Raw genomic sequence first — 12,063 nt, forward strand, 5'->3', positions numbered from 1 at the left:
ATCCGATTTCCTCGGTGCTTTCCGGTCCCTTTTGTTTTCACTCCGGGGGCCTTTCGGCGGTTCCGACTTTATCAGAAAATCTGAGTCGGATTTCCCGCCTCCCGGTGAAGCGTTCGGGCGCACGTCGGCGCCGGGGCTTCCCGTTCTGGCGGAGCCGTAAACGTACTGGAGCGGGGCGCCCCGATGCAAATCGAGGGGCCCCGCTCCGGTGTTGCGCTGGTCAGGCCGTCAGGCCTGTCAGACCTCCACGACGACCGGGAGGATCATCGGGCGCCGGCGGTAGGTGTCGGAGACCCACTTGCCGACGCTGCGGCGGATCAGCTGCTGGAGCTGGTGGGGTTCCACGACGCCGTCCTGGAACGACTTGTTGAGCGCCTGGTCGATCTTCGGGAGCACCGCGTCGAACGCGGCGTCGTCGATGCCGGAGCCGCGGGCGTGGACGTTCGGGCCGCCCACGATCTTGCCGGTCGAGGAGTCGACCACGACGAAGACCGAGATGATGCCCTCTTCGCCGAGGATGCGGCGGTCCTTGAGGTGGACCTCGGTGACGTCGCCGACCGAGAGGCCGTCGACGTACACGTAACCCGCCTGGACCTTGCCGGTGATGCGGGCGCGGCCGTCGACCAGGTCGACGACGACGCCGTCCTCGGCGATGACGATGTGGTCCTTGGGGATACCCGTCATCGCGCCGAGCTCGGCGTTGGCGCGGAGGTGGCGCCATTCGCCGTGGACCGGCATGAGGTTCTTCGGGCGGCAGATGTTGTAGAAGTACAGCAGCTCGCCGGCCGAGGCGTGGCCCGAGACGTGGACCTTGGCGTTGCCCTTGTGGACGACGTTCGCGCCCCAGCGGGTCAGGCCGTTGATCACGCGGTAGACCGCGTTCTCGTTGCCCGGGATGAGGGACGAGGCCAGGATGACCGTGTCGCCGGGAACGATGCGGATCTGGTGGTCGCGGTTGGCCATGCGGGACAGGGCCGCCATCGGCTCGCCCTGGGAACCCGTGCAGACCAGCACGACCTCGTCGTCCGGCAGGTCGTCGAGGGTCTTCACGTCGACGACGAGGCCGGCCGGGACCCGGAGGTAGCCCAGGTCGCGGGCGATGCCCATGTTGCGGACCATCGAGCGGCCGACGAAGGCGACCCGGCGGCCGTACTCGTGGGCGGCGTCGAGGATCTGCTGGATGCGGTGCACGTGGCTGGCGAAGCTGGCCACGATGATGCGCTTCTGGGCGTTCGCGAAGACCGTGCGCAGGACGTTGGAGATGTCCTTCTCCGGCGGGACGAAGCCCGGGACCTCGGCGTTCGTGGAGTCCGAGAGGAGGAGGTCGATGCCTTCCTCGCTCAGACGCGCGAACGCGTGCAGGTCCGTGAGGCGGCCGTCCAGCGGGAGCTGGTCCATCTTGAAGTCGCCGGTGGCGACGGCCATGCCCGCGGGGGTCCGGATCGCGACCGCGAGGGCGTCCGGGATGGAGTGGTTGACGGCGATGAACTCGCAGTCGAACGAACCCAGGACCTCCCGGTCGCCCTCCTTCACCTCGAGGGTGTAGGGGCGGATGCGGTGCTCCTGGAGCTTGGCCTCGATCAGGGCGAGGGTCAGCTTGGAGCCGATCAGCGGGATGTCCGGCTTGAGCCGGAGCAGGTAGGGGACGGCACCGATGTGGTCCTCGTGGCCGTGCGTGAGCACGATGCCTTCGATGTCGTCGAGACGGTCCCGGATGATGGTGAAGTCCGGGAGGATCAGGTCGACGCCGGGCTGCTCCTCTTCGGGGAAGAGGACGCCGCAGTCGACGATGAGCAGACGGCCGTCGAATTCGAAGACCGTCATGTTCCGGCCGATCTCGCCGAGCCCGCCGAGCGGGATGACGCGCAGGGCGCCCTTCGGGAGCTTCGGCGGGGCACCGAGTTCAGGATGCGGATGACTCAAAAGACTCTCCTCACCACGCACGCCACGTACCCCCTTGGCACGTGGCGTGCATGACATTCGTGCACTTGCTGTTGTCAGTGTTCAGTTGTGAAGTCCGTAGTCAGAGCTCTACCCCGCCGGCGGCCAGGTCGATCTTGAGCTGTTCGGTCTCCTCGCTGGACAGCTCCACGAGGGGGAGCCGCAGGGGACCGGCCGGGAGGCCCTGGAGGGCGAGGGCGGCCTTGGTCGTCATGACGCCCTGGGTGCGGAACATCCCGGTGTAGACCGGGAGGAGCTTCTGGTGGATCTCGGTGGCCTTCTGGATCTCGCCGCCCAGGTGGGCGTCGAGCAGGGCGCGGAGCTCCGGGGTGACGACGTGGCCCACGACGGAGACGAAGCCGCAGGCGCCGACGGAGAGCAGGGGCAGGTTGAGCATGTCGTCGCCGGAGTACCAGGCGAGGCCGGAGCGGGCGATGGCCCAGCTGGCGCGGCCGAGGTCGCCCTTGGCGTCCTTGTTGGCGACGACGCGCGGGTGCTCGGCGAGCCGGACGAGCGTCTCGGTGTCGATCGGGACGCCGCTGCGGCCGGGGATGTCGTAGAGCATCACCGGGAGCTCGGTGGCGTCGGCGATGGCCGAGAAGTGCCGGTACAGGCCCTCCTGTGAGGGCTTGTTGTAGTACGGCGTGACGGCGAGCAGGCCGTGGGCGCCGTCCCGCTCGGCGGTGCGGGCGAGCTCGATGGAGTGGTGGGTGTCGTTGGTGCCGATGCCGGCCACGATGTGGGCGCGGTCCCCGACCGCCTCCAGTACCGCTCGTACCAGCTCCGATTTCTCCGCGTCGCTGGTGGTGGGGGACTCGCCGGTGGTGCCGTTGATGACGAGGCCGTCGTTGCCTGCGTCCACCAGATGGGTGGCCAGTCGCTGGGCACCGTCGAGGTCGAGTGCGCCGTCCGCCGTGAAGGGCGTGACCATGGCGGTGAGGACCCGCCCGAAGGGGGTCTGCGGAGTGGAGATCGGAGCCATGGGTAACACGCTACTCGCTGCTCAGCGCCGGGTGTCCCCTCGGGGGACAGGAGAAAGGGAGCCCGGCGCTGCCTGCTCGGGGGTTCAGGCAGCGCCGGGTCCGTTTGATCAGCCTAGATGAACTTCGTGAAACGTCGCAATACGGACACTTCGCACGAGGTGTTCGGACATCTGTGCCCTATGGGGCCACACGGCCGTTCTTGTTGAAGGCGCCATGGGTCAGCGGCATCAGCCGGGCCCAGTGCTCCTCCATCTTCTCGCCGACCATCTCGATCTCCCGCTGCGGGAAGGACGGGACCGCGGCCAGCTCGTGCTGGGTGCGCAGACCCAGGAAGTGCATCAGCGAGCGAGCGTTGCACGTGGCGTACATCGAGGAGAAGAGACCGACCGGGAGGACCGCGCGCGCGACCTCGCGGGCGACGCCGGCGGCCAGCATCTCCTGGTAGGTGGCGTACGCCTGACGGTACGACTCCTCCATCGTGCGGCTGACCAGGTCGTGCTGCTCCTGGGTGCCGTCGACGAAGACGTACTTGCCGGGGCGACCCTCCTGGACGAGCTTGCGGGAGGCGTCCGGGACGTAGAAGACCGGCTGGAGCTCCCTGTAGCGGCCCGATTCCTCGTTGTACGACCAGCCCACGCGGTGCCGCATGAACTCGCGGAACACGAAGATCGGGGCGCTGATGAAGAAGGTCATCGAGTTGTGCTCGAAGGGGCTGCCGTGGCGGTCCCGCATCAGGTAGTTGATGAGGCCCTTCGAGCGCTCCGGGTCCTTCTGGAGCTCTTCGAGGGACTGCTCGCCCGCCGTGGAGACCCGGGCTGCCCAGAGGACGTCGGAGTCGGCCGCCGCGCTCTTGACCAGCTCGACGGTGACGTCGCTCCGGAAGTCGATCTTCACGTTCTCGGTGGGGCTGTCGGTCACCAGCGGTCCTTCCAATCGGCTGTTGCAGTCGCCCACTCTAACGACGTCCTACCGGAGGATGAGATTCGGCTGCTTTGGTGAAATAGGGCACCAAAACCCCGGTTCTCTCGTCTCTACCTGTGACACATGACGACGACCTGAGGAGAGTGGCCCTGATGTTCAGCCGGAAAGAGGCCGTACCGTTCGCGTTCGTCGCGGAGGCCGACCACTTCCGCAGTAACGTCACTCCGCCACCCCGGGAGCGCCTCGGCGCCTCGCAGATCGTGGGCCGTACGCTGCTGGGGCTGACCGTCGTGGCCGGCCTCGTGGGCTCGTTGATCTTCGGGATGCCGTCCCTTCAGGCAGGCGACTCCGCCACTCGTCAGCAGCAGTCCGAAGCCTCCGACAACCGCTGAGGTAGCCTCACCGGGCACCGCCCCTTCGAGCGTGCTTGTGAGTGAGGACCTGTCGTGCCCCTGCCCTTTCTGACGGCCGACCGTGCTTTTGACACGACCGACCACGTCGCCCTGCCGTTCGACGACCACGACCAGTGGCGTCGTCCGTACCGGCCGGGGTCCTGGCGGGTCGGGGCGGCGGCGCTCGCGCTGCTGCTGGCCTCGTTCGTACTCCTCGCCGCGGTGATCATCACCGCGGCCGGCGGATTCAGCGGAGGGGCCGCCACCCTGGCCACCGCCGTGCTCGTCATCCTGGCCGCCCTGCGGATGCTGCGCATGGGCACCTGGGTGAGCCGCGCCGGGATCCGCCGCGTGGCCTTCTTCTCGACCGTCACCGTGCCGTGGGCCAAGGTGACCCACGTACGGACCGTGCAGCAGCCGGTGCGCTGGCTGGGGCTCCCCCGTACGGTCCAGGGCCAGGCCCTGGTGCTCGGCCGGCAGGGTGGTGAGCAGCTGATGCTGCTCACCGACCACAACGCCGACTTCCTCTCCCGTGTCGAGGCCTTCGACCGGGCGGCCGACACGGTCGAGGCCTGGAACGCCGAGTACGGCGTGGCTCCGGCCGCTACGCGCTGACCGGACGCCCCTCGTGGAGGGCGATGGCCCTCTGCATCGCCTTGCGGGCCCGCGGGGTGTCGCGGGCGTCGTGATAGGCGACCGCGAGCCGGAACCAGCAGCGCCAGTCGTCCGGCGCGTCCTCCGTCTCGGCCTTGCGACGGGCGAAGACCTCGTCGGCCGAGTCGCGGTCGATCCGGCCGCCCTCGGTGCGCTTCAGCTCGTCGACGGGCAGGCCGCCCTCGGCCTCCAGTTCGGTGGCGAGGCGGCCCGCCTGACGGGCGAACCGGGTGTTCTTCCAGAGGAACCAGCCGCCGACCGCGGGCAGCAGGAACGCCACCGCGCCCATGCCCATGGCGGCCGGCTCGCCCGTGAGGAGCAGCAGGACGCCCTCCATCGCCACCACGCCGAAGACGAGGACGAGCACGGTGGCGAGGAAGACGTACGTGATTTTTCCGCCCATGGCCGTCAGCCCAGGTCCAGGAAGTTCTCCAGGCCGAAGGTGAGGCCCGGAGTGCTGGTGACACGGCGGGCGCCCAGAAGGATGCCCGGCATGAAGCTGGAGTGGTGCAGGGAGTCGTGGCGGACGGTGAGGGTCTCGCCCTCGCCGCCGAGCAGCACCTCCTGGTGGGCCAGGAGGCCCCGGAGGCGTACGGCGTGGACCGGGACGCCGTCCACGTCCGCGCCGCGCGCCCCGTCCAGGGCGGTCGCGGTGGCGTCCGGCTGGGCGCCCAGACCGGCCTCGGCGCGGGCGGCGGCGATCAGCTGGGCCGTCCGGGTGGCGGTGCCGGAGGGGGCGTCCACCTTGTTCGGGTGGTGCAGTTCGACGACCTCGACCGACTCGAAGTACGGGGCCGCGATCTGGGCGAACTTCATGGTGAGGACCGCGCCGATGGAGAAGTTCGGAGCGATGAGCACGCCGGTCTCCGGGGAGGCGGCGAGCCAGGTCCGCAGCTGCGCGAGGCGCTCCTCGGTCCAGCCGGTGGTGCCGACGACCGCGTGGATGCCGTGGCGCACGCAGAAGTCGAGGTTCTCCATGACCGAGGCGGGGGTGGTCAGCTCGACGACGACCTGGGCGTCCGCGTCGACGAGGCGCTCCAGCTTGTCGCCGCGGCCGAGGGCCGCGACCAGTTCCATGTCCTCGGCGGCCTCGACGGCCTTCACGGCCTCGGAGCCGATACGGCCCTGGGCACCGAGGACCGCCACGCGCAGCTTGCTCATTGCTCTTCCTTAGGGGACTTGGGGGTCAGGAGACCGCTTGGTGGAGGCGGTCCGCCTGCTTGTCCTTCAGCGGGCCGATCACCGAGAGCGAGGGCCGCTGGTCCAGTACATCGCGGGCGACCTCACGGACCTCGTCCGGGGTGACGGCCGCGATCCGGTCCAGCATGTCGTCGACCGACATCTGGGTGCCCCAGCACAGCTCGCTCTTGCCGATGCGGTTCATCAGCGCGCCGGTGTCCTCGAGGCCGAGCACGGTCGAACCGGAGAGCTGGCCGACGGCGCGGGCGATCTCGTCGTCCGTGAGACCGTCCGAGGCGACCTTGTGGAGCTCGTCGCGGCAGATCTTCAGGACGTCGTGGACCTGGCCCGGGCGGCAGCCCGCGTACACCCCGAAGAGGCCGCAGTCGGCGAAGCCCGAGGTGTACGAGTACACGCTGTAGGCCAGACCGCGCTTCTCGCGGACCTCCTGGAAGAGGCGGGAGGACATGCCGCCGCCGAGGGCGGTGTTCAGCACGCCGAGGGCCCAGCGGCGCTCGTCGGTGCGGGCCAGACCCGGCATGCCGAGGACCACGTGGGCCTGCTCGGTCTTGCGGTTCAGGAGCTCGACGCGGCCCGCCGCGCGCAGGGTGCGCAGGCCGTCGCGGGGGGCGACGGGGGCGGCGTCGGTGCGGGTGAGGGCGCCGGCCTTCTCGAAGGCGCGGCGGACCTGGCGTACCACCGTGGCGTGGTCGACATTGCCCCCGGCGGCCACGACCAGGTGGGTCGGGTCGTAGTGCTTCTTGTAGAAGCGGGCGATCTGGCCGCGGCTGAGCGCGTTGACCGTGTCGACGGTGCCGAGGACCGGGCGGCCCAGCGGGGTGTCGCCGAACATGGTCTGCGCGAACAGCTCGTGCACGACGTCACCGGGGTCGTCCTCGGTCATCGCGATCTCTTCGAGGATGACACCGCGCTCGGCGTCCACGTCCTCGTCGAGGATGAGCGAGCCCGTGAGCATGTCGCAGACGACGTCGATCGCCAGCGGCAGGTCGGTGTCGAGGACCCGGGCGTAGTAGCAGGTGTACTCCTTCGCCGTGAAGGCGTTCATCTCGCCGCCGACCGCGTCGATCGCGGCGGAGATGTCGAGGGCGGACCGCTTGTGGGTGCCCTTGAAGAGGAGGTGCTCCAGGTAGTGGGTGGCGCCGTTGAGCGCCGGGGTCTCGTCGCGGGATCCGACGTGGGCCCAGATGCCGAAGGTGGCGGAGCGCACGGAGGGAAGGGTCTCGGTGACGATCCGGAGGCCGCCGGGGAGGGTCGTACGGCGGACCGTGCCGATGCCGTCCTTCCCCGGGAGAAGCGTTTGGGTACGGGCGACGGCCCGCCCCTCCGAAGAGGGGCGGGCCGTCGTCACGGAACTACGGGACGTCACTGGTCGGTGTCGCCCTTGTCGTCGGCAGCGGCGTCCTCGTCCGCGATCACGGGGATCAGGGAGAGCTTGCCGCGCTGGTCGATCTCGGCGATCTCGACCTGGACCTTGGAGCCGATCGCGAGCACGTCCTCGACGTTCTCCACGCGCTTGCCACCGGCGAGCTTGCGGATCTGCGAGATGTGCAGCAGGCCGTCCTTGCCCGGGAGCAGGGAGACGAAGGCACCGAAGGTGGTGGTCTTGACGACCGTACCCAGGTAGCGCTCGCCGACCTCCGGCATGGTCGGGTTGGCGATGCCGTTGATCGTGGCGCGGGCGGCCTCGGCGGCCGGGCCGTCGGCGGCACCGATGTAGATGGTGCCGTCGTCCTCGATCGTGATCTCGGCGCCGGTGTCCTCCTGGATCTGGTTGATCATCTTGCCCTTGGGGCCGATGACCTCACCGATCTTGTCCACCGGGATCTTGACGGTGATGATCCGCGGGGCGTTCGGGGACATCTCGTCCGGCGTGTCGATCGCTTCCATCATCACGTCGAGGATGTGGAGGCGGGCGTCGCGGGCCTGCTTGAGGGCCGCGGCCAGGACGGAGGCCGGGATGCCGTCCAGCTTGGTGTCGAGCTGGAGGGCGGTGACGAACTCCTTCGTACCGGCGACCTTGAAGTCCATGTCGCCGAAGGCGTCCTCCGCACCGAGGATGTCGGTGAGGGCGACGTAGTGCGTCTGGCCGTCGATCTCCTCGGAGATCAGACCCATGGCGATACCGGCGACGGGGGCCTTCAGCGGCACACCGGCGTTCAGCAGCGACATGGTGGAGGCGCAGACCGAGCCCATCGACGTCGAGCCGTTGGAGCCGAGGGCCTCGGACACCTGACGGATCGCGTAGGGGAACTCCTCGCGGGTCGGGAGGACCGGCACGAGGGCGCGCTCGGCGAGGGCGCCGTGGCCGATCTCGCGGCGCTTGGGCGAGCCCACGCGGCCGGTCTCGCCGACGGAGTACGGCGGGAAGTTGTAGTTGTGCATGTAGCGCTTGCGGGTCACCGGGGAGAGGGTGTCCAGCTGCTGCTCCATGCGGAGCATGTTGAGGGTGGTGACGCCCAGGATCTGGGTCTCGCCACGCTCGAACAGCGCCGAGCCGTGCACGCGCGGGATGGCCTCGACCTCGGCGGCGAGCGTACGGATGTCCGTGATGCCGCGGCCGTCGATGCGGACCTTGTCCTTGATGATCCGCTCGCGGACCAGCTTCTTGGTCAGCGCGCGGTAGGCGCCCGAGATCTCCTTCTCGCGGCCTTCGAAGGCCGGGAGGAGCTTCTCGGCGGCGAGCTCCTTGATGCGGTCGAGCTCGGTCTCGCGCTCCTGCTTGCCGGCGATGGTGAGCGCCTTGGCGAGGTCACCCTTGACGGCGGCGGAGAGTGCCTCCAGGACGTCGTCCTGGTAGTCGAGGAAGACCGGGAACTCGCCGGTGGGCTTGGCGGCCTTGGCGGCGAGGTCCGACTGGGCCTTGCAGAGGACCTTGATGAAGGGCTTCGCGGCCTCGAGACCGGCGGCGACGATCTCCTCGGTCGGCGCCTCGGCGCCGCCCTTGACGAGGGCGATGGTCTTCTCGGTGGCCTCGGCCTCGACCATCATGATCGCGACGTCGCCGTCCTCCAGGACGCGACCGGCGACGACCATGTCGAAGACGGCGTCCTCGAGCTCGGTGTGCGTCGGGAAGGCGACCCACTGGCCCTTGATCAGGGCGACGCGGGTGGCGCCGATGGGGCCGGAGAAGGGCAGGCCCGCCAGGATCGTGGAAGCGGAGGCGGCGTTGATCGCGACCACGTCGTACAGGTGGTCGGGGTTGAGCGCCATGATCGTCTCGACGATCTGGATCTCGTTGCGCAGGCCCTTCTTGAAGGAGGGGCGCAGCGGCCGGTCGATCAGACGGCAGGTGAGGACGGCGTCCTCGGAGGGGCGGCCCTCCCGGCGGAAGAAGGAGCCGGGGATCTTGCCGGCCGCGTACTGCCGCTCCTCGACGTCCACCGTGAGGGGGAAGAAGTCGAGCTGGTCCTTGGGGCGCTTCGAGGCGGTGGTCGCGGAAAGGACCATCGTGTCGTCGTCCAGGTAGGCGACGGCGGAGCCGGCGGCCTGCTTGGCGAGGCGGCCGGTCTCGAAGCGGATGGTGCGGGTACCGAAGGTGCCATTGTCGATGACGGCCTCGGCGTAGTGGGTCTCGTTCTCCACTAGCGGTTTCTCCTACGTGTTCGTCTTTGCGTCCGGGGCCCGTGTGGCCGGGGACGGTGTGCGACGGGGGCGGAGAAGCACGCCTCGGGTGCTGGCCGGTCTTCGATCGAAGCACCCGGGGATTCGTTTCCGGGGGCCACTACCGAGGACCGGCGGCGAGCCGGCGGCTCCTCGCTCGTCGTTATGGGGGTTGTGCGACCAGCCTACGGGCCGATGCGCACTTTGTGCACGTACAGCAAAGGGAGCGGCCCCCTGAAAGGGGGAACCGCTCCCTCAACGGCGACTTACTTGGCGCCGCCGGCCGCACCACGGCGGATGCCGAGACGGTCGACCAGCGTACGGAAGCGCTGGATGTCCTTCTTGGCCAGGTACTGCAGCAGGCGGCGGCGCTGGCCGACCAGGATCAGCAGACCACGACGGGAGTGGTGGTCGTGCTTGTGCTGCTTGAGGTGCTCGGTCAGGTCCGAGATGCGACGGGACAGCATCGCGACCTGGACCTCGGGGGAGCCGGTGTCGCCCTCCTTGGTGCCGAACTCGGCCATGATCTGCTTCTTGACAGCGGCGTCGAGAGCCACGCGGATCTCCTCTTGGTGTTCGTGCGCCCGCGAGTGCCCCTGGTCTTGATCTCAGGGGAAGCTTCCGTGACTCGACGGGCGAAGGTCCGATGGGCGCAGCTTCCAGAGGATTCCGGGAGCGCGTACACAAACGGCCGTCACACAGCGTACCAGCTCGCCGGAGCGCCCCCGGAGCAGACCTCTACTTGCTGGTCAAGGACCGGACGGTGGAGAAGACGTCGAGGACGGCGAGGCAGAGCGGGACGAGGGAGAGCAGGACGAAGCCCTCGGCCAGGTCGAGGAGGCGGCCCCAGAACGGGGAGAGGCCCTTCCTCGGGATGATCAGGCCGATCGCGGTGATCAGCGCGGCTCCGGCGGCGACGGACGCGGTGAGCCAGATCGTACGGATGTCCAGGCCGCCCCGGTCGCCGTACATGAGGAGGTCCTTGACCAGGTCCGCCGGCGGGTTGAGGGAGAGGCCGAGGACGAGCAGCGCGATGGCGGCGATGCCGGCGACCAGGACGCAGACGACCTGCGAGGTGTAGCGGAAGAGACGGGCGCGCAGCAGCATCGCCAGGCCGGCGGCGAGGGCGAGGAGCTGGCCCCAGAGGTTTCCGGCGAAGCCGAGGACGGCGGCGGAGCCGACGACGACCGCGGCGCAGCCGCCGACCAGACCGAGGAGCATCTCGTGGCCGCGGCGGGCCTGGAGCGCGATGCGCTCGCCGTCGACGGGCTGGAGGTCGTCGCCGGCCGGGGACTGCGGGTCGCCGTGGAACTCGTCGTCGGCGGCGCTGCGGGGGGCGGCGTAGCCGATGGGGAGCCGGGCGAAGCGGGCGGAGAGGCCGGGCAGGAAGGCGACGAGGCCGATGGAGACGGGGGCGGTGACGGAGGCCGTCTCGGTGGCGGTCGACTCGGTGAGGATCGCCACGAAGGTCGCGAGGGTGCCGACGGTGGCGAGGAACGTGGCGGCGACGAAGGGCGCGTCGCCGCTGGGGGTGAGCGCGACGAGCGCCACCGAGGCGACCAGGACGGTGACGCAGCCGAGCAGGAACTGGAGGCGGCCGGGGCCCTGGCCGGCGTCGGGTCCGACGATGCCGGAGCCGGCGATGAGCAGCAGCGGCAGTGCGCCGAGGCCGAGGGCGACGGCGGTGGCCCGGTCGCCGTACACGCGGGCGCGTACTCCGGCGAAGGCGGTGAGGAGGAATCCGGCGGCGCCCGCGATGATGCCGGGCAGGCTGTGCATGTCGTGCCGGATCGGGTCGGCGAACCAGAGCACGAAGCCCATCAGGACGAGGAGCAGCACGCCGCCGAGGAGTCCGGCGCCGCGCAGCAGCTCGTCGCTCCACAGGTGCCGGTCGCGGGTGACGGCGGAGGCGACGGCGTCGGACACGTCGTCGTAGACGGCCGGCGGCAGGGACTGGGCGAACGGGCGCAGGGAGAGCACCTCGCCGTCGAGGACCTGCTGGGCCGCGAGGGTGCGGGCCCCGTCGAGGACGGATCCGTCCCGGCGGACCAGGTGGTAGCCCGTGGGCGTACCGGCGGCCTGTGTCTGCCCGGTGAGCCGCAGGATCTCCGGGTAGACGTCGGCGACGGCGATGTCCTCGGGGAGCGCGACGTCGATGCGGCTGTCCGGCGCCACGACGGTGACGCGGCAGAAACCGGTCGCTGCGGTCGTACTCACGTGTCTGGACCCCCTGATTCGCGGTTGCGCACGATGCGCGCGCCACCCTACCGGGGACGGCGGGTGAGGGCTGCAAGTAGGATCGCCGTCCCATGGGGGAAGTCCGTGTGCCCGGCTGCCGACAGGGGTGCCGGGCGGATGCTCCCGCCACGAGC

General features: G+C 69.7%; 11 protein-coding genes. 2 read left to right on the top strand and 9 right to left on the bottom strand.

Annotated elements, in window-relative coordinates; genetic code table 11:
- Positions 1-237: 237 nt before the first annotated feature.
- The 3 genes from N5875_RS10405 to thyX form a co-directional block, all read right to left on the bottom strand.
- Complete coding sequence (locus tag N5875_RS10405; protein WP_318207585.1) at positions 238-1,923, bottom strand: ribonuclease J; 1,686 nt, start codon at positions 1,921-1,923, stop codon at positions 238-240.
- Positions 1,924-2,023: 100 nt separating this feature from the next.
- Positions 2,024-2,923, bottom strand: a complete 900-nt coding sequence (dapA, locus tag N5875_RS10410) for a 4-hydroxy-tetrahydrodipicolinate synthase (protein WP_318207586.1) — start codon at positions 2,921-2,923, stop codon at positions 2,024-2,026.
- 178 nt (positions 2,924-3,101) lie between these two features.
- Positions 3,102-3,842, bottom strand: a complete 741-nt coding sequence (gene thyX / locus N5875_RS10415) for an FAD-dependent thymidylate synthase (protein WP_318207587.1) — start codon at positions 3,840-3,842, stop codon at positions 3,102-3,104.
- 155 nt (positions 3,843-3,997) lie between these two features.
- Here thyX and N5875_RS10420 point away from each other — a divergent pair, with 155 nt between their 5' ends.
- Together N5875_RS10420 and N5875_RS10425 are read left to right on the top strand one after the other, a co-directional pair.
- Positions 3,998-4,237, top strand: coding sequence for a hypothetical protein (locus tag N5875_RS10420; protein WP_318207588.1), 240 nt, complete (start codon positions 3,998-4,000; stop codon positions 4,235-4,237).
- A 54-nt stretch (positions 4,238-4,291) separates the two neighbouring features.
- Complete coding sequence (locus N5875_RS10425) at positions 4,292-4,852, top strand: hypothetical protein (protein WP_318207589.1); 561 nt, start codon at positions 4,292-4,294, stop codon at positions 4,850-4,852.
- On the opposite strand, the gene N5875_RS10430 is transcribed toward N5875_RS10425, so the two are convergent.
- The 6 genes from N5875_RS10430 to eccD all read right to left on the bottom strand — a co-directional run bounded on the left by N5875_RS10430 (position 4,842) and on the right by eccD (position 11,908).
- Positions 4,842-5,294 carry a hypothetical protein gene (locus N5875_RS10430; protein ID WP_318207590.1) on the bottom strand — a complete coding sequence of 151 codons (453 nt, stop codon included), beginning with the start codon at positions 5,292-5,294 and terminating at the stop codon, positions 4,842-4,844. The two genes, N5875_RS10425 and N5875_RS10430, sit on opposite strands and share 11 nt — an antisense overlap.
- Positions 5,295-5,299: 5 nt before the next feature.
- Entirely contained in the window at positions 5,300-6,052 is a 753-nt protein-coding gene (gene dapB, locus N5875_RS10435; RefSeq protein WP_318207591.1) for a 4-hydroxy-tetrahydrodipicolinate reductase, read from the bottom strand.
- Positions 6,053-6,077: 25 nt separating this feature from the next.
- Positions 6,078-7,457 carry a pitrilysin family protein gene (locus N5875_RS10440; protein WP_338493278.1) on the bottom strand — a complete coding sequence of 460 codons (1,380 nt, stop codon included), beginning with the start codon at positions 7,455-7,457 and terminating at the stop codon, positions 6,078-6,080.
- Positions 7,454-9,673 (bottom strand): polyribonucleotide nucleotidyltransferase, encoded by a 2,220-nt coding sequence (locus N5875_RS10445; protein ID WP_318207593.1) that lies wholly within the window; start codon positions 9,671-9,673, stop codon positions 7,454-7,456. The genes N5875_RS10440 and N5875_RS10445 overlap by 4 nt, the downstream gene beginning before the upstream one ends.
- A 284-nt stretch (positions 9,674-9,957) precedes the next feature.
- Entirely contained in the window at positions 9,958-10,248 is a 291-nt protein-coding gene (rpsO, locus tag N5875_RS10450; protein ID WP_015036567.1) for a 30S ribosomal protein S15, read from the bottom strand.
- A 181-nt stretch (positions 10,249-10,429) separates the two neighbouring features.
- The gene (gene eccD / locus N5875_RS10455; protein WP_318207594.1) at positions 10,430-11,908 is read right to left on the bottom strand and encodes a type VII secretion integral membrane protein EccD; all 1,479 of its coding nucleotides are present in this window, start codon (positions 11,906-11,908) and stop codon (positions 10,430-10,432) included.
- Positions 11,909-12,063 lie beyond the last annotated feature (155 nt).

This window comes from Streptomyces sp. SJL17-4, assembly GCF_036826855.1.
Taxonomy (GTDB): Bacteria; Actinomycetota; Actinomycetes; order Streptomycetales; family Streptomycetaceae; genus Streptomyces.